The 15,422-nt window shown below is 67.0% G+C and carries 17 protein-coding genes and 1 pseudogene; 2 read left to right on the top strand and 16 right to left on the bottom strand.

Annotated elements, in window-relative coordinates; all coding sequences use genetic code 11:
- The first annotated feature begins 67 nt into the window (after positions 1-67).
- Positions 68-478, top strand: a complete 411-nt coding sequence (locus A5777_RS17695; protein ID WP_064863675.1) for a MarR family winged helix-turn-helix transcriptional regulator — start codon at positions 68-70, stop codon at positions 476-478.
- On the opposite strand, the gene tsaD is transcribed toward A5777_RS17695, so the two are convergent.
- The 6 genes from tsaD to alr are packed head-to-tail and all read right to left on the bottom strand — an operon-like array spanning position 479 to position 5,488.
- Positions 479-1,528, bottom strand: coding sequence for a tRNA (adenosine(37)-N6)-threonylcarbamoyltransferase complex transferase subunit TsaD (gene tsaD, locus A5777_RS17690; RefSeq protein ID WP_064863636.1), 1,050 nt, complete (start codon positions 1,526-1,528; stop codon positions 479-481).
- Complete coding sequence (gene rimI, locus A5777_RS17685) at positions 1,525-2,022, bottom strand: ribosomal protein S18-alanine N-acetyltransferase (RefSeq protein ID WP_064863635.1); 498 nt, start codon at positions 2,020-2,022, stop codon at positions 1,525-1,527. Before rimI ends, tsaD begins: the two co-directional genes overlap by 4 nt.
- Entirely contained in the window at positions 2,019-2,720 is a 702-nt protein-coding gene (gene tsaB, locus A5777_RS17680) for a tRNA (adenosine(37)-N6)-threonylcarbamoyltransferase complex dimerization subunit type 1 TsaB (RefSeq protein WP_064863634.1), read from the bottom strand. Before tsaB ends, rimI begins: the two co-directional genes overlap by 4 nt.
- Positions 2,713-3,165, bottom strand: coding sequence for a tRNA (adenosine(37)-N6)-threonylcarbamoyltransferase complex ATPase subunit type 1 TsaE (gene tsaE / locus A5777_RS17675; RefSeq protein WP_064863633.1), 453 nt, complete (start codon positions 3,163-3,165; stop codon positions 2,713-2,715). Before tsaE ends, tsaB begins: the two co-directional genes overlap by 8 nt.
- Positions 3,162-4,289, bottom strand: coding sequence for an alpha/beta fold hydrolase (locus tag A5777_RS17670; RefSeq protein WP_064863632.1), 1,128 nt, complete (start codon positions 4,287-4,289; stop codon positions 3,162-3,164). The genes tsaE and A5777_RS17670 overlap by 4 nt, the downstream gene beginning before the upstream one ends.
- Positions 4,286-5,488, bottom strand: a complete 1,203-nt coding sequence (alr, locus tag A5777_RS17665) for an alanine racemase (protein WP_064863674.1) — start codon at positions 5,486-5,488, stop codon at positions 4,286-4,288. Before alr ends, A5777_RS17670 begins: the two co-directional genes overlap by 4 nt.
- 162 nt (positions 5,489-5,650) lie before the next feature.
- Between alr and A5777_RS17660 the strand changes: the two genes are divergently transcribed.
- Positions 5,651-6,040, top strand: coding sequence for a hypothetical protein (locus tag A5777_RS17660; RefSeq protein WP_156529417.1), 390 nt, complete (start codon positions 5,651-5,653; stop codon positions 6,038-6,040).
- A gap of 51 nt (positions 6,041-6,091) precedes the next feature.
- Here A5777_RS17660 and A5777_RS17655 read toward each other — a convergent pair whose 3' ends face one another.
- The 10 genes and pseudogenes from A5777_RS17655 to rplM all read right to left on the bottom strand — a co-directional run bounded on the left by A5777_RS17655 (position 6,092) and on the right by rplM (position 15,304).
- Positions 6,092-7,525 carry an NAD(P)H-hydrate epimerase gene (locus A5777_RS17655; RefSeq protein ID WP_064863630.1) on the bottom strand — a complete coding sequence of 478 codons (1,434 nt, stop codon included), beginning with the start codon at positions 7,523-7,525 and terminating at the stop codon, positions 6,092-6,094.
- Between the two features lie 6 nt (positions 7,526-7,531).
- Positions 7,532-9,394 carry a glutamine--fructose-6-phosphate transaminase (isomerizing) gene (gene glmS / locus A5777_RS17650; protein WP_064863629.1) on the bottom strand — a complete coding sequence of 621 codons (1,863 nt, stop codon included), beginning with the start codon at positions 9,392-9,394 and terminating at the stop codon, positions 7,532-7,534.
- A 6-nt stretch (positions 9,395-9,400) separates the two neighbouring features.
- A complete protein-coding gene (locus A5777_RS17645) occupies positions 9,401-10,336 on the bottom strand; it encodes a dienelactone hydrolase family protein (RefSeq protein WP_064863628.1) in 936 nt (311 codons plus the stop codon).
- Between the two features lie 10 nt (positions 10,337-10,346).
- Positions 10,347-10,622 carry a hypothetical protein gene (locus A5777_RS17640; RefSeq protein WP_064863627.1) on the bottom strand — a complete coding sequence of 92 codons (276 nt, stop codon included), beginning with the start codon at positions 10,620-10,622 and terminating at the stop codon, positions 10,347-10,349.
- Positions 10,619-11,596, bottom strand: a complete 978-nt coding sequence (locus tag A5777_RS17635) for a hypothetical protein (protein WP_082933734.1) — start codon at positions 11,594-11,596, stop codon at positions 10,619-10,621. The genes A5777_RS17640 and A5777_RS17635 overlap by 4 nt, the downstream gene beginning before the upstream one ends.
- Positions 11,593-11,958 carry a hypothetical protein gene (locus A5777_RS17630; protein WP_064863625.1) on the bottom strand — a complete coding sequence of 122 codons (366 nt, stop codon included), beginning with the start codon at positions 11,956-11,958 and terminating at the stop codon, positions 11,593-11,595. Before A5777_RS17630 ends, A5777_RS17635 begins: the two co-directional genes overlap by 4 nt.
- A 196-nt stretch (positions 11,959-12,154) precedes the next feature.
- Positions 12,155-12,853 carry an HAD family hydrolase gene (locus A5777_RS17625; protein WP_064863673.1) on the bottom strand — a complete coding sequence of 233 codons (699 nt, stop codon included), beginning with the start codon at positions 12,851-12,853 and terminating at the stop codon, positions 12,155-12,157.
- Between the two features lie 16 nt (positions 12,854-12,869).
- A pseudogene (glmM, locus tag A5777_RS17620) lies at positions 12,870-14,260 on the bottom strand (phosphoglucosamine mutase).
- A 1-nt stretch (position 14,261) separates the two neighbouring features.
- The gene (gene rpsI, locus A5777_RS17615) at positions 14,262-14,864 is read right to left on the bottom strand and encodes a 30S ribosomal protein S9 (RefSeq protein WP_064863624.1); all 603 of its coding nucleotides are present in this window, start codon (positions 14,862-14,864) and stop codon (positions 14,262-14,264) included.
- Positions 14,861-15,304 (bottom strand): 50S ribosomal protein L13, encoded by a 444-nt coding sequence (gene rplM / locus A5777_RS17610; protein ID WP_005174183.1) that lies wholly within the window; start codon positions 15,302-15,304, stop codon positions 14,861-14,863. Before rplM ends, rpsI begins: the two co-directional genes overlap by 4 nt.
- Between the last annotated feature and the right edge of the window lie 118 nt (positions 15,305-15,422).

Here is a 15,422-nt window from a genome sequence, read left to right as displayed (position 1 = left end):
TCTACATTAATTGTCGTCACATCTTTTGCCTGAGCATATATTGCGCTTGCAGGGTAGGATGCGGGTCATGACCAAGGCGGTGGCTTCTCAGGACCAGTTGGCTGCCGCGTGGCGCGATCTCTCGATCCGATACAACAAAGTCCTGTGCAGTCTCGATCGTGAACTGCAGGCCAAGCACGGACTGTCATCGAGTGAGTTCGAGGTGCTCGAGTTGCTCGCAGAGGCCGACGACCATCAGGCACGGATGAGCGAACTCGCAGGCGGAGTGCACTTGAGCCAGAGCGCCCTCTCGCGCGTGGTCGGACGACTCGAGAAGGACGGTCTGGTCGCCCGCACGATGTGTTCCTCAGATCGACGTTCGGTTTTCGCCACCCTGACCGCCTCCGGCGAGCAACGGTATGCGCAGGCGCGCCCGACGCAACGCGAGACTCTCGCGTCGCTCACCGACGGGTGCCCGCAACTGTTGCGCGAGGGCTGATCAGCGCTCTTGCGACACCTGCACACTCAGCCCCGGGTCGGTGGCAACCGTCAGCGGTGACGGCTGCGCACCACCCGCAATGACGTGTGCTCCCAGCGTGGCAATCATGACGCCGTTGTCTGTACATAGGCGCGGCTTCGGCACGCGCAGCGTGATTCCGGCTGCGGCACAACGTTCTCGCGCCAGCGACCGAATTCGAGAGTTGGCGGTCGCGCCGCCGCCGAGCACCAGGGTATCCACGCCGAGATCCGTGCAGGCGCGAACTGCCTTGAGCGTCAACACATCTGCCACAGCTTCCTGAAACGACGCAGCGATATCGGCAACCGGGACGTCGACGCCGTCGCGGCGGCATTTCTCCACGTACCGGGCCACCGCCGTCTTGACGCCGGAGAAGGAGAAGTCATAGCGCGAATCGCGCGGCCCGGTCATGCCACGTGGGAACTCGATCGCGTGTGGATCTCCCTGCGCCGCAGCCTTGTCCAGCGCGGGACCGCCGGGGAACCCGAGGTCGAGCAGACGCGCCACCTTGTCGAAGGCTTCGCCGGCAGCGTCGTCGACCGTGGTGCCGAGTTCGACGATGGGGTCGGCGAGATCGGTGACGTGCAGGAGATGGGTGTGGCCACCCGAGACGAGGAGTGCGACGCATTCGGGCATCGGCCCGTGTTCGAGTGTGTCGACGGCGACGTGCCCGCCGAGATGATTCATCGCATAGAGCGGTACATCCCACGCCAGCGAATACGCCTTGGCCGCAGCAACTCCGACGAGCAGCGCGCCCGCGAGGCCCGGCCCGATGGTGACGGCGATGGCATCCGGCTTGACGATCCCGGCGGCTTCACGCGCCCGCTGCATGGCAGGCACGATCGCTTCCAAGTGGGCACGCGAGGCGATCTCGGGCACCACTCCCCCGAAGCGTGCGTGCTCGTCGACACTCGAGGCCACCTCGTCGGCCAGCAGCGTCACCGCGCCGGGCCCGTCACCCTCACCCGGCGTCCATTCGACGATCCCGACTCCGGTTTCGTCACACGAACTCTCCACGCCCATCACGATCATGTGGGATCACCTCCACGCCCCGACACCGAGGGACGCGCCATCGTGTAAGCGTCGGCGCCGGAGGGCTGATAGTAGTTGCGGCGTACTCCACGTCGGACGAAGCCGTTGCGTTCGTACAGCGCGATGGCCGTGTCGTTGTCGGTCCTGACCTCGAGGTAGACCGGGGCGTCCGCGGCATCGGCGACGTCGAGCATCACGTCGAGCAGTGCGCGTCCGTAGCCAAGTCCACGATGACTGGGTGCGACGGCGATGGTGTGGATCTCACACTCGAAGTTCCCCTCGCCGCCCAGCGTCGAGATGCCCGCGTATCCGACGACGTCACCACCGGGCGTCTCACGCGCCGCGAAGTACCGGTTGTACGGCGCGTTGAGCTCGGCACGGAATGCGGTTGCGGGCCACGGTGAATCGCCGACGAACATCTCGCGCTCGAGCATCGCGCACCGTGGGATATCCGAGTAGTCGAGGCGATCGATAAGCAGTTCGTGAGTGGTCACCTCGGGGTCACCGCCTTGGCGCGCTGGTCTTTTCGTTCGACGGCATCGGGGCGGCGGAGATAGAGCGGGACGAGCGGTCCCGGCGCCACGCCCGCCACGACGTCGTCCGCACTTGCCAGGAGCAGGCCGCGCACCGTCGGTGTACTCACCAGCGACGGCTGTCCCTGCCACCCGCACAGTTCGAGATGACTCGGTGAGCCTGCTGCCACGTCGACCTGTTGCGCCGCAAGCGATTCGGCGACCACCGCGGGTGCCGACACTTCGGGACCACTGATCCGCGCACCATCGCGGTAGCGCGCCCAGTACACCTCGCGGCGTCGCGCGTCGGTCACCACAACCATCGACGATCCGGCCGGAGAGTGTTGTGCGGCGTCGGCCGCGATCGCGTCGAGCGAGCAGACCCCGTACACCGGAAGACCGAGCGCGTCACCGAATCCGGCCCCGGTCGCCATACCGACCCGGAGACCCGTGAAAGGTCCTGGGCCACAACCGACCACGACAGCGTCGAGTCCGTCGCGACGCACGCCCGCCTCGTCGAGCGCCTCCGACATCAGTGTCGTCAGCACTTCGGCGTGCCGCCGGTGGTCGGCAGTCGCACGGTCGGCCAGCACACGGACGCCACTCCCGTCGACCGTCCCGACACCGGTCACCACGACATCGGTCGCGGTGTCGATGACGAGCACCGTCATCTCATCCATCTATCCAACTCCATTGTGCGTGACGGACATCGGTATCGGGATCGCGCCGTAAGCGCACCAGCAGGTGCCGGTCTGCGAGACGCTCCGCGACGCCCTCGCCCCATTCGACGACGACCACCGCGTCCGTGAGATCGGTGTCGAGGTCGAGCGCGTCGAGTTCGTCGAGGCCACCGAGCCGGTACGCGTCGACATGCACCATCCCCGGACGGTCGGGCGACCCGGGTTTGTGTTCGCGAGCGATGATGAAGGTCGGCGACGACACCCTGCCAACGACTTCTAGACCCGCGGCGATACCGCGCGCCAGTGCCGTCTTACCCGCCCCGAGCGGCCCGTCGAGGATGACGACGTCACCCGCCGAGAGGCCATGTGCGAGTTCGGCTCCCAACGCCTCGGTGTCGGCGACATCAGGCAGCTCACGGGTCTGGACACTGTCGGTGTCGGTCATCGTCGCCTGCCCAACAACGGGATTCGACGACGACGCGGCTGCGGACGTGCTGCCCGCGACCGTTCGACGAGGTCGGCGATGGCGTCGGTCACCCGGTCGGGCTGCTCCATCAGGACCATGTGGCCCGCGCCGTCGACGATGTCGAGGCGGGAGTCATCGCCGAGGTCGCCGAACATGTGCAACGAGTTGGGCAGCGGTGTCATCTGGTCGGCGGTCCCACAGACGACTGCCGTCGGGACCGCGGCGATGACGGGCAGGCCCATCGATTCGTCGTGGTGCTCCAACGCGTTCAGGAAGCTCACGACCGTGGAGATCGGCGTGTTCTGGATCATCTTCTCCACAGCCCGCCCAAGCGCGGGGCTGTGAAAGTCGGGTCCGAAACTCGCGGAAAAGAGAACCGGCTCGAGGACCAGCCTGGTGAGCTCGCGACCGGCTTGGATCACGCGCGGGGTGTGACGAACGGTGGCGCGGAACGCGTCGACGAGTGGGTTGCGCAACCCGCGTGCGAGACCTGCATCGGTCAGTCCACGTGCGGCGGTGGCGACGAGCGCGACCCCTGCCACGGGTCCATCGGGGCCGAAGAGCTCCGAGTGGCGTCGTGCGAGCGCCATGATCGACATGCCGCCCATCGAATGTCCGCACAGCACAACAGGACCCGACGGCGCGACGGTCCGCATCACGGCGGCGACGTCGTCGGAGAGTTGCGCGATCGTGCAGGTGTCGGGGGGCGCGGCGTCGGACTTCCCGTGCCCACGATGATCGAAGAACACCAACCGGATTCGCCGTTGGGCCCAGTGCTCGGCGAGGTCGAATCTCTGAAAGTGCCACGACGCCATTCGAAGACTGAAGCCGTGCACGAACAGCACTGTCAGCTCCGGCTTCTCACCGGGCGCGATGCCCCCGAGGTCGACGGTGCGCACCGCGAGGGCCAGCCCGTCGTCGGTGGTCACCGTCGACGGCTCGTCGGAGTAGATGGCGGTGAAATCGATTCCCGCGTAGGGATCGTCGAGTGAGTCGACACGACGACGCGACAACGCACGCCCTGCACCGGCTGCGGCCAATCCGCCGAGCGCTCCGAGTCCCCCGAGACCTGCCATGAGGCCTAGCCGTTCGTACGGCTTCACCGCTGCTCCGCGCTGTCGTCCGAGGCTGCGCCACCGACGTACTGTCGATGCGCACGAGCGCCGATGCCGGTGACGATCTCGTAGTCGATGGTGCCGATCTGATCGGCCCAGTCACGCGCGATGGGAGCGCCGCGCGTTCCGGCGCCGAACAACTCGACGACATCGCCCTCGGCGACCCCACCGCCGTCTGGTCCGAGGTCGATGACGAACTGGTCCATGCACACTCGACCGACCTGCGGGAAGCCCCGACCGTTCACCTGCACGTGCATCTGGTTGGACAGCAGCCTCGGCACACCGTCCGCGTAGCCCGCAGGAACGACCGCGATCACCGTGTCGCGATCCGACGTCCAGTGATGGTTGTACGAAACACCCTGTCCCGCAGCAAGATTCTTGACGAGCGCAACCTCGGCGCGCAACGTCATCGCCGGTATCAACCCGAAGTCGCCGCGCTCGGGAATCGGAGTGCATCCGTAGAGCGCGATGCCTGGCCGAACGAGGTCACGTGCCAGGTCCGGACGTGTGAGTGCGGCAGGCGAATTGGCGATGTGCATCACCTCCGCGGGACTTCCGAGCCGAACGAGATCGGCGGCAGCGGCATCGAGGCGTTCGGCCTGCTGCGAGTTCAGCGGATGCTCGGGTTCGTCGCCGCGTACGAGATGACACATGATCGCCCGAACCCGGACGGCCCCGTCGGCCTTCGCTTTGGCGAGGTCGTCGGCGAAGTCGGCCCATTCGTCTACGGCGACACCGCTGCGGTTGAGACCGGTGTCGACCTTGGCGGTCACGGTGGCGGTTCGTCCCAGACGTCGCGCGGCGTCGGCAACCAGGGCGAGTTGACGCCGCGACGACAGCGCGACGTCGACGTCAGCGGCGATCGCGGCGTCGAACGGCGCGTGGTTGGTGTGCAGCCACGCCGTGATGTGCGCGTCGATGCCCGCCTCGCGCAGTGCCAGCGCCTCGCCGATGTGGGCGACCCCGAGTTCGGTGGCACCCGCTGCCAGCGCGGCGCTCGCTACGGGCACGGCGCCGTGGCCGTAGCCATTCGCTTTCACCACGGCGATCACGTCCGTACCGGCCGCCGCGCGGACAACACCCACGTTGTGGGCGATCGCGTCGAGGTCGATGAACGCCGTCAGCGCTGCGGGCAGGCTGGTCTCGGCAGCCCCCGGCGCATCGGGCGTCGAGTCATATGAGGTCATCGCGTCCATTGTCCCAGATCCGACGGAGTGGTCGGCGGCACACTGGAGCGATTCCCACCACGCAAGTGAGTAATCACCCGCATCCGCAGACAGCGACCGGCGAGTGAACTGAACCGTGGCGCTCACGCCTATACCCCACTCCCCGCTCACCGGAGGTTCCCGATGACATTCGCGCCCTACCCCAGTTCGTACCCGACGCCGATTGTCGGAGCCGCTCAGCCGAGCAAGGCTGTGCTCACCTGGTCGTTCGTGCTCAACGTGGTCTCGATCGGCGTCTTGCCGCTGGCCGGGCTCACGGGATTCTTCGGACTTGTCGCCGCCATCGGCGGCGCTGATGCCGGCAGCGACGCCGCGTATGTCGGAGTCGCTCTGCTGGCGGTCACAGTGGGCCTCATCGTCGCTTCGGGCATCATGACCATCGCTGCACTCGCGCTCACTGTCATCTCGCAGACACGCCATCTCGGCGAGCCCTGGGCGATCGTCACGGCGTGGGTGGTGACAGCACTCAATCTGATCGTGCATGCAGCCCTTACCTACTACCTGCACTTCTAGCAGAGGCCAGATCCCTGGCAAGCTTCCGACCAGCCAGGGCTGCGGGCTCCCTCAGACCAGCAACGTGCGCAGGGCGGGCCGTAGCGCAGCCAGCAGATTCGACGCCCCGATCGGCGCTCCGCCGCTGGCCAGCGCCGCTGCCTGGGCATGCACCCTCGCTGCTGCGGCACCCGCCCAGATCGGCGGCAGGCCCGCCGCGAGCAGTGCGCCTGCGATGCCCGACAACACGTCTCCCGCTCCTGCTGTCGCCGCCCACGACGACCCGGCGTCGTTGCCGTACACGATGCCGTCGGATTCGGCGACAAGCGTGATGCGCCCCTTGAGTAGGACCGTGACCCCCCAGCGTCGTGCGAGTGTCGCGACGGACGCGAGCCGGTCGGCGCCGACTTCTTCACCCGTCAGCCGCGCGAACTCGCCCGCGTGTGGGGTCAACAGTGTCGGCGCCTCGCGACCGCGTACCAGCTCCGGATGCGCCGCGAGGATCGTCAGTCCGTCGGCGTCGACGAGAACGGGCAGTTCTGTGGCAAGAATTCTCTCCAACAGCCCGACCGCCGCGTCGTCGGTGCCTGCCCCCGGCCCGAACACCCACGCCTGTACCCGACCTGCATCGGCGAACTCCGGTACCGCAACCACCTCGGGAAAGTGCTCGACCACCTCGGCGTGCGCCGACCCGACGTAGCGCGTCATCCCCGACGTCGCGGTCACCGCGGCTCCCGTGCACAGGATGCCCGCCCCCGGATACCGATGCGATCCCGCGATCACTCCGACGACGCCCTGCGTGTACTTGTCGTCGTGCGGTCCGGGGATCGGCCAGGCATCGGCGATCTCATCATCGGTCAACGAGTAGAGAAACGGCCCACCCTGGCGTCCGATCACACCATGCAATCCGATGTCGACGAGTTCGACGCGACCGCACTGCGGAGCCGCGAGGAGGTGGGCGTTCCGTCGTATGCCGAACGTGACGGTGACGTCGGCGCGCACAGCAGGCTGGTTGACCTGTCCGGTGTCGGCGTCGACACCAGAGGGAAGGTCGACGGCCACGATCGGTGTCAGCGGATCGACGGACGCGAACACCGTTGCAGCGGCAGGCCGCAGCGGCCCGTGCCCACCAATCCCCACGACACCGTCGACGACGACGTCGAGCGACCTGGGCAGCTCGTGGACGACCCGACCACCCGCACGTCGAAACGCCGCCAACCCACCGGCGTGCGCTTTGTCGGGTGCAAGCAGCGTCGCGCTGACCGCAGCACCTCGTCTGGCCAGTTCGGCGCCTGCGTAGAGCGCGTCGCCGCCGTTGTCGCCTGCTCCGACGACGATCCCGACGGCTCGCCCCACGACACCGTTCGTGCGTTCTGCGAGAAGCGCGGCAACCACCTGAGCCACACCGTGGGAGGCGCGACGCATCAGTGTGCCATTGGTCAGCAACTCCCCTGTGGCGCGTTCGGCATCGCGAACTTCTGTGGCAGTGAGGTAGCTGACCGGCATCAGGACCTACTCGACGGTGACCGACTTGGCGAGGTTACGCGGCTTGTCGACGTCGTAGCCGCGAGCCTGCGCGACGCTCGCCGCGAAGACCTGCAGCGGAATGGTCGACACCAGCGGCTGCAGCAGCGTCGGCGTCTTCGGGATCGGGATGAAGTGATCGGCGACGGCGCGTGCGGACTCGTCGTCGGCTTCGGCGATCACGATCGTCCGTGCACCCCGCGCCTGGATCTCGCGGATGTTGCTGACCATCTTTGAGTGCAGCACCGCGCGACCGTCGGCCTGTGGCATCACGACGATGACCGGCAGTCCGTCTTCGATCAGTGCGATCGGGCCGTGCTTGAGCTCACCGGCAGCGAATCCCTCCGCGTGCATGTACGCGAGTTCCTTGAGCTTGAGCGCTCCCTCGAGCGCCACCGGATAGCCGACGTGGCGACCGATGAACAGGACAGTGCCACGATCGGCGAGCGAACGGGCGAGATCGCGGACGGGCTCCATGGTGTCGAGCACCTCGCGGACCGCTTCGACCATCGCTTCCATCGCACCGAACTCGCGAGCGACCTCGTCGGCATACTTTGTTCCCCTGGCCTGCGCCAACGCGAGTCCGACGAGATATGCCGCGGCGATCTGCGCGAGGAAGCACTTGGTCGACGCAACGCCGATCTCGGGCCCGGCGTGCGTGTAGAGCACGGCGTCGGACTCGCGCGGGATCTGCGCACCGTTGGTGTTACAGATCGCGAGGACTCGAGCCTTCTGATCCTTGGCGTGCCGGACCGCTTCCAGCGTGTCGGCCGTCTCGCCCGACTGGGAGATGGCGACGACGAGGGTCTGGCGGTCGAGGACCGGATCGCGATAGCGGAACTCGCTGGCCAACTCGACCTCGACGGGCAGGCGGGTCCAGTGCTCGATCGCGTACTTGGCGAGCATGCCCGCGTGATACGCGGTACCGCACGCCACGACAAAGACCTTGTCGACGTCGCGCAGGTCGTCGTCGGACAGGCGCTGCTCGTCGAGCACGATGCGACCGTTCTCCAGATGCCCGAGCAGGGTATCGGCGAGCGCGCGGGGCTGCTCGGCGATCTCCTTGAGCATGAAGTAGTCGTAGCCACCCTTCTCAGCGGCCGCGAGATCCCAGTCGATGTGGAACGGCTTGCCCGGGCGAGGGTTCTGGTCGAAGTCGGTGATCGTGTAGCTCTCGGCCGTGATCACCACCACCTCGTCCTGACCGAGTTCGACGGCGTCGCGCGTGTGCTCGATGAAGGCGGTGACGTCGGATGCGACGAACATCTCGTCCTTGCCGACACCGACGACCAGTGGCGTCGACCGACGCGCCGCGACGATCGTGTCGGGGTGGTCGGAATGCGTGAAGACCAGCGTGAACGCACCGTCGAGTCGACGCAGCGCCGCGTATGCGCTCGCGACGAAGTCGCCTGCGGTCGGGCCGGAGTTGTACTCACGCTCGACGAGGTGCACCGCGGTCTCGGTGTCGGTGTCGGAGGTGAACTCGATGCCCTCGGCCTCGAGCTGGGCGCGCAGCGGAGCGTAGTTCTCGATGATCCCGTTGTGCACGACGGCGATCTTGCCGTCGGTGCTCACATGGGGGTGCGCGTTGCGATCGGTCGGCTGACCGTGCGTCGCCCAGCGCGTGTGCCCCATCCCGGTGGTGCCCGTCAAGGCTTCCCGACCGACCGCGGCGATCTGCTTGTCCAGGTTCTCGAGTCGGCCTGCCTTCTTCTCGACGGTCGTGTGACCGTGCCCGTCGAGAATGGCGACACCCGCCGAGTCATATCCGCGGTACTCCATTCGACGCAGCGCCTCGACAACGATGTCGAGGGCTTCGCGCCTGCCCACGTATCCGACGATTCCACACATAGATGTTCAGCGTACCGGGGATTTTGCGAGCAATTGACGAGCCCCGCCGCCCGACTTGGCGCCGAGCAATCGCGATACCGAATCGGGGCGCTCCTCGGGCACGTCGTCGAGCTCGACGACCGTCGTCTTGCCGATCTGCGCCTCGGCGTCGGCGAAGGCGGCGTAGTGAGGGTCACCGGTGAGGGTGTACAGCAGAAATCCCGTGCTCATCGCACGTACGGCCGAATGAGACTTACGGTCGACCGCGGCGAACCCGAGTAGCGACTTGACCGACGGTCGCTCGACGATGCCTGCACGGGTCGCCTTGGGGATGGTGCGCAATGACACATCTCCCGCGTAATCTCGAGCCAGCGCGAGCGCGTTGGCGTCGACGTTGTCGAGATCCCCGGCGCTGGTGAGCAGCAGGCACGGAGCAGTTGCGGTCTTCGCTGCCTGCGGCAGTGCCTGCGTCGTTGGAGCGGGGAACAGCGCGACGACGCCGCGCGCATCCGGCGCTTCCTGCCCGAGCAGTTGCTGATCGCCCGCGGCGATGACGGCCGCGGACGCGCCGAAACCGTGCCCGACAAAGCCGATCCGGTCACGGTCGACGGTGATCTCGCCGGTGCCTAGCGAGTAGTTGCTGACGATCGACGCCGCTGCCCTCAGGTCGGCCGCGAGCCCGATGTCGGACGCCATCACGCGCTTCTGGTCGTCGGGAGCGGCGACGACGATCCCCCACGACGCGAAGTGATAGAGCAGCGAGCGATAGCGGTTGGCGCTGGTGAGCCACCCGTGACCGAACGCGATAGCCGGGTACCGACCGGCGTCGGCGGGTGTGAAGACATGACCGGGCATTCCGACGATGCCGAGGTCGCCACGCAGCACCTTGTGCGGACCTCGCCGGGCAAGCTGCTTGGACAACTTGTCGGGGGACTTCGTGGAGACGCGCTTTTTCCGAGCCACGTTGCTCAGCCTATGTCGTCACACCACCCGAAAGCGCCTCAGGGGGAGAATGTGGACTCGCCTCGGCCAGATCTGCCGGCAGCAGCAGCCGGGGAAGCGCGTCAGCCTCGTCGGCATCGTCGACGAGTTGTTCGCGCATCCGGGCCGCCTGTGATCCCGATCGTCGTCGATGCTCGGCGAGTGTGCTCGCCAATTCGGCCTGCGTCGCGGTGAACTCGCGCGACGCCACGACGATCGATTCGGTTGCGCCGCGAGTGATCGCGTCGATCTGATCCGCGAGGCTCATTGGTCTCCTGCCAGTGCCAGGTCTGCGCCGGAATCGACGTCGTCCCGCGACGTCGGGGGCGGTTGGGAAGCGGGCGCCGTGTCGGTCTGATCCCGGCTGGGTGGGCTGTCAGATCGAGAACTCCCGGGTTGCGGCAGCGTCAGCGGAACGTCGACGTTCTCGTGGTCGACGGCGCGACCGGGCGGCTCGATCTCCCGCTCAGGCGCGCGACTCCGCTCACCGTCGCTGTCGTCATGGGCTCGCCCTGCGGGTTGGCCGTCCGAGAAGTCAACCGACATCTGTTGTGGTACAGAATGATTCACGTCGGCGCGGCCGCGCTCGCGATCGGGGTACGTCTCGACGTCGAGGCCCTCGGTCGCCCGGTTGAGCGTGTGGAGGATCTCGTCGACCGTGCGGACCGTCGTGTCGGCGGTGTCGAGAAACAGTCGCACCCGCGACGCGATGTCGGCCGCCACGAGCGAGAGCGGAACCGCCCCGGTGAGGACCGCTGCGGGCAGCTCGGCGATCGGAACGCCCGCGATGATGGGAGACGAGCAACGCGCGACCGTGACGTACCAGGTTCGCAGGAGTCGATCGATTCCCGACGCCGCACTGCTCGTCGACTCCGACAGGGTGCGCAGCACACCGAGATCCGACTCGGCGCGGCGCTGATGTGCGACGAGGAGCGCGGTCGCGGCGTCGCCCGATGCGCTCGACCACCCGTCGTCGAGTCTGATCTGCTGCTCGGGCAGGCAGTGCAGTTGCTCGGCGACTGCGCAATGTGCCGCCGCGAGCCGATGCGCGTCGTCGGCGAGTGCGGCGACGTCGAATTGTCCGATGCGCGCCAACGGTTCTCGCAGCTCGTCGTCGGCGGGAACGTCGATCCCGAGTGACCGGCCGACACCCATCAGCGAGACCAGGTCGTCGATGCTCGCGATCGCCTGCTCCCGTAGTGCGGGTAGACCCTCCGGCACTTCCTCCATCGCGTGCGTCACTCGCCGGCTCCCGCCGGGCGCACAGTCCCCGAATGACCGCCGGCGGCTCGTCGGATCACGGGCGCGAGCTCGGCATCGGCGTCGTCGAGGCGACTCATCCCCTGCTCGAGCGTGTCCGCGAGGTCGGCCGCAGCGATGGACTGGGTCCGAAGTCGTTGTGCGAGATGGTCGCCCATCGCGACGTAGCGTTCGGCCAGCGTCGCGTACGCCTCACCGGAACACCACCTGCCGAAGGCCGCCGACTCCATGTCGGATGCGGCGGCGGCGACGACCGACGACGCGCGCCGATAGAACGAGACCACCCCGTGCACCTGATCGAGGTCGACGCGGAGATGGTCTCCCCGCGAACTCACTTCTGACATAGTCCCACCCGTCTGCCGCCCGCGCTGTCGAGATAGCGTCGGACACCTCGTTCGGGTGCCCGATATGCGGCTATCTACGTGTGGCGTCGAAGTCTAGACGGTGAGAACACGCCGCGGGTTCCATGTTCGCCCACATTTTCTCGGTACCCGCCGACATTCACTCAGCAACAGTTGCGGTCGACGAGGTCGCCGAACGCTACGACACAGCGATTCCGTGCCGCTCCACGGCGTCGACCAGGGCTGTCGGGCGTTGCTGCGGCGGGACGTCGTGCACGAGTTCGAACGCGCTACCGATGCGCGTCGCCCCGCCGTCGGCTTCGGAGCTGTCGCCGATCATCAGGGCGTCGTAGCCCGCGACACCGAGTTCGTCGAGGGCAGCCTCGAAGATCCTCGGATTGGGCTTGATCGCGCCGACCTCGTACGAGAGTGCGTACGCGTCGACAAGATCACGCAGGCCGACGCGCTCGAGCACTTTGCGGACGTCGAAGGCGATGTTGCTGACGATGCCGACCGGAACGGCCGCCGACTTCAGGCCCCGCAAGACCGTCGCGGTGTCGTCGAACGGCTCCCACGACGCCGGGTCGAGCACCCGTTCATAGAGCGACTCCGCCTGACCGGGAACCGTCAATCCCGACGCCCGGAGGATCGCCAGATAAGCACGACGATGCTCGGCCGGATCGAGATCCCTTCTCTCCCAAGAGATTCGATCGTCATCTTCGACGGCGGCGGGAAGCCCGACGGGCTGCGTCATCCGACGGATGAGTTCCATCTGGTGGTCGAGGTGCAGTGGTTGACCGTTCTCGTCGTGGAGGTCGGCAAACCATTCAGGCTGGTCGGTGAAGCGGAACAGTGTCCCCGAGAAGTCGAACAGGACCGCCTTGGGAGTGCTGCTCATCGCGTCACCGACGTCCCTACTCCGACCGCGCTGACGCACCAACAGACTCCGATGAGCCTGCTTCGGCGACGACCGAGGCGATCCGCTCGGCGACGCCGCGTGCGAGTTCGGGTGTCGGTGCCTCGACCATGACGCGAACGAGTTGCTCGGTTCCCGAGGGACGCAACAGAACTCGTCCTGTCGATCCCAACTCCTGCTCGGCCACCTCGACGGCGTCGCGCACCGAGTCGGCGATCGCGACCGCGTGCTTGTCGGCGACCCGAACGTTGATGAGTTCCTGCGGCAGCACGGTGACGATCGACGCCAGTTCGGCCAGACGCTTGCCCGACCTGACGATCTGCTCCATCAGCAGCAACCCGGTGAGGATGCCGTCGCCGGTCGTTCCCGACTGCGGGTAGACGATGTGACCGGACTGCTCTCCACCGAGCGAATAGCCTCCGCGTCGCAGTTCCTCGAGTACGTACCGATCACCAACAGCGGTGGTACGCACCTCGATTCCCGCTTCGCGCATGGCGATGTGCAGACCGAGGTTGCTCATCACGGTGGCGACCAGCACGTCGTCGACGAGTCGGCCGCGGGCATGCAGTGCGGTGGCGAGAATGGCCATGATCGCGTCGCCGTCGACCAGTTGTCCGGTCGAGTCGACTGCGAGGCATCGGTCGGCGTCGCCGTCGAACGCGATGCCGAGGTCGGCGCCATGTTCCAGAACGGCCGCCTGCAACTTCTCCATGTGCGTCGAGCCGCAGTCGGCGTTGATGTTGATGCCGTCGGGTTCGGCGTGGATGGTGGTGACGGTGGCACCAGCACTGGCGAACACTTGCGGACCCACCTGTGCCGCAGCACCATTCGCGCAGTCGACGACGACGTTGAGTCCGTCGAGTCGCGCGTCGATGGCCGCGGCGAGATGCGCCGCGTAGCGGGCACCGGCGTCGGGTGCCTCGCGTAGACGACCAACGCCCGCACCGGTGGGATGGGGAACGTCGCCGGAGGTCATCACGGCTTCGATCCGGTCTTCGACCTCGTCGTCGAGCTTGTGTCCGCCCGCGCCGAAGAACTTGATGCCGTTGTCGGGCATCGGATTGTGCGACGCCGAGATCATCACACCGAACGTCGCGTCGTAGTCGCCGGTCAGGAAGGCGACGGCGGGCGTCGGCAGCACGCCGACGCGGATGGCGTCGGCGCCGACCGAGGCGAGTCCGGCGCAGACCGCGGCTTCTAGCATCTCGCTCGACGCACGCGGATCACGACCGACGACCACCTGGGGCCGGAAGCCTGTGGTGCTGTCGCGGGATGTGGAAAGGTCTCCGAGAACGACCGCGGCGGCCGAGGCCTGGCCCAACGCCAACTCTGCGGTGAGTTGGCGTTGGCCAGGCCTCGGACGCCGTCGGTACCGAAAAGGCGTGCCAAGTCAGCGCTTGGAGTACTGCGACGCCTTGCGGGCCTTCTTCAGGCCGTACTTCTTGCGCTCGACCGCACGCGGGTCGCGAGTCAGGAAGCCGGCCTTCTTGAGTGCCGGACGATCCTCAGGGGTGACCTCGATGAGGGCACGGGCGATCGCGAGACGCAGCGCACCGGCCTGGCCCGAGGGGCCGCCGCCGACGAGCTTGGCGTAGATGTCGAACGACTCGGTGCGCTCGACGGTCACCAGCGGAGCCTTGATGAGCTGCTGGTGAACCTTGTTGGGGAAGTAGTCCTCGAGGCTGCGGCCGTTGAGGGTGAATCCACCCGAACCGGGCAGCATGCGGACGCGGACCACGGCCTCCTTGCGGCGACCGACGGTCTGGATCGGACGGTCGATGACCACGGGACCACGATCGATCGTGACCTCGGCGGCAGCGGGTGCCTCGGTGTCGTAATCATCTGCGGCCTGCTCGAGCTCGACAGCGGCCTCGACGGCAGCTTCGACAGCGCCCTCTGCGGCAGCGGTGTTGTCACCGGCAGCGGCCTGCGCGTCGGCGGCGTTCTCGACTGCGTTTTCCACAGCCTCGTCGCTGATGTTCTCGTTGCTCACTGGGCCACCTGCTTGATCTCGAAGGGGACGGGGCGCTGGGCCGCGTGGGGATGGTTCGGGCCTGCGTACACCTTGAGCTTCGAGGCCATGGCGCGGCCGAGCTTGGTGTGGGGCAGCATTCCCGTGATCGCCTTCTCGACGACCCGCTCGGGGTGCGACTCGAGCAGTTCAGCGGTGGTCTGCACCTTGAGGCCACCCGGATGTCCGGAGTGCCGGTAGTTCAGCTTGCGATCAGCCTTGTTGCTGGTCAGCGCGACCTTCTCGGCGTTGATGATGATGACGAAGTCGCCACCATCCATGTGGGGTGCGTAGGTCGGCTTGTGCTTGCCGCGGAGCAGGTTCGCGCTCTGCACGGCCAACCGGCCGAGCACCACGTCGTTGGCGTCGATGACATGCCACGTACGCGTGATGTCACCGGCCTTCGGGGTGTAAGTAGGCACAGGTGGTCCTCAACTCTTGTGTCGATGGTGCTGGTCAGGGGCGCAGACGGAGACGATTCCCGGCGACCAGTGGGGACCCGGGGCTCTGCTACCTTGCTCCACGCAGGAACGAAGGTGT

Origin of the sequence: Gordonia sp. 852002-10350_SCH5691597, from assembly GCF_001665715.1 — a bacterium.
Classification (GTDB): Bacteria; Actinomycetota; Actinomycetes; order Mycobacteriales; family Mycobacteriaceae; genus Gordonia; species Gordonia sputi.
The sequence above is the reverse complement of the archived record's forward strand: the minus strand, read 5'-3'. Positions and strand labels throughout refer to the sequence as shown.

What these genes read in the sequence shown, in the direction of transcription:
- tsaB (WP_064863634.1), bottom strand. Translation starts at nt 2,720, where the DNA reads ATGGATGAGATGACGGTGCTCGTCATCGACACCGCGACCGATGTCGTG.
- A5777_RS17655 (WP_064863630.1), bottom strand. Translation starts at nt 7,525, where the DNA reads ATGCCGGTCAGCTACCTCACTGCCACAGAAGTTCGCGATGCCGAACGC.
- A5777_RS17660 (WP_156529417.1), top strand. Translation starts at nt 5,651, where the DNA reads ATGACATTCGCGCCCTACCCCAGTTCGTACCCGACGCCGATTGTCGGA.
- A5777_RS17695 (WP_064863675.1), top strand. Translation starts at nt 68, where the DNA reads ATGACCAAGGCGGTGGCTTCTCAGGACCAGTTGGCTGCCGCGTGGCGC.
- A5777_RS17630 (WP_064863625.1), bottom strand. Translation starts at nt 11,958, where the DNA reads ATGTCAGAAGTGAGTTCGCGGGGAGACCATCTCCGCGTCGACCTCGAT.
- tsaE (WP_064863633.1), bottom strand. Translation starts at nt 3,165, where the DNA reads ATGACCGACACCGACAGTGTCCAGACCCGTGAGCTGCCTGATGTCGCC.
- A5777_RS17625 (WP_064863673.1), bottom strand. Translation starts at nt 12,853, where the DNA reads ATGAGCAGCACTCCCAAGGCGGTCCTGTTCGACTTCTCGGGGACACTG.
- A5777_RS17640 (WP_064863627.1), bottom strand. Translation starts at nt 10,622, where the DNA reads ATGAGCCTCGCGGATCAGATCGACGCGATCACTCGCGGCGCAACCGAA.
- glmS (WP_064863629.1), bottom strand. Translation starts at nt 9,394, where the DNA reads ATGTGTGGAATCGTCGGATACGTGGGCAGGCGCGAAGCCCTCGACATC.
- tsaD (WP_064863636.1), bottom strand. Translation starts at nt 1,528, where the DNA reads ATGATCGTGATGGGCGTGGAGAGTTCGTGTGACGAAACCGGAGTCGGG.
- alr (WP_064863674.1), bottom strand. Translation starts at nt 5,488, where the DNA reads ATGACCTCATATGACTCGACGCCCGATGCGCCGGGGGCTGCCGAGACC.